Origin of the sequence: Pseudoalteromonas sp. CR1 (assembly GCF_019392235.1) — a bacterium.
In the GTDB taxonomy this organism is placed as follows: Bacteria; Pseudomonadota; Gammaproteobacteria; order Enterobacterales; family Alteromonadaceae; genus Pseudoalteromonas.
On sequence record NZ_JAHXRM010000473.1, the window covers coordinates 1 to 249 of the forward strand.

General features: G+C 65.5%; 1 protein-coding gene. It reads left to right on the forward strand.

Going from position 1 to position 249, the window contains the following annotated elements:
• A partial coding sequence (locus KZZ04_RS20205) for a saccharopine dehydrogenase NADP-binding domain-containing protein (protein ID WP_219424036.1) occupies nt 1-249 on the forward strand: 249 nt, incomplete at both ends.

The window sequence follows — 249 nt, forward strand, 5'->3', positions numbered from 1 at the left end:
CGGCTCGATCGGGCAGGGCGTCCTGCCGCTGATCGAGCGGCATTTCATCTATGATCCCCACAACTTGCACGTGGTGGAGCCCTCGGACGAGCATGCCGTTTTCCTCGCCCAGCGCGGGGTGAACCACATCCACGCCGGCCTGACGCCCGAGAACTTCCGCGAGGTGCTGACGCCGCTGCTGGCGAACGGCGGGTTCTGTGTGAACCTCTCGGTGGACGTGAGCTCGCTGGAGGTGATTCGCTTCTGCCG